This is a genomic window from Arthrobacter sp. SIMBA_036, from assembly GCF_046535135.1.
Lineage (GTDB): Bacteria > Actinomycetota > Actinomycetes > Actinomycetales > Micrococcaceae > Arthrobacter.
Window position 1 is genome coordinate 1 of the sequence record NZ_JAWRXG010000364.1, and the last position, 250, is coordinate 250.

A 250-nucleotide genomic window follows, 5' to 3' on the forward strand; every position below is an offset into this window, starting at 1 on the left:
GTGAACATCGGATCGCCGGTTCCGGATGCGATGGCGCCGACATTGGCGTTCTTGGCCGCCACCGTGCCTGCAACGGGCGTCTTCACGTCGGTGCGGGCGAGCTTCAGGTCGGCATCGGCTATCTGACTGTCGGTGACCTTCAGATCGGCCTGGGCGACCTCGATCGCCTGCTCCGCGGAGCTGACGCGGGCATTGGCGGAAGCGGCGGCCGCGTCGGCCTGCTCGACCGTCGCGGTCGAGACGGTGCCCT

Annotated in this window: 1 protein-coding gene; it reads right to left on the reverse strand. The window is 68.8% G+C overall.

Annotation, left to right across the window (positions count from 1 at the left end):
• Positions 1-250 (reverse strand): hypothetical protein (locus SB659_RS20190; RefSeq protein ID WP_410551715.1); only part of this gene is annotated, 250 nt, incomplete at both ends.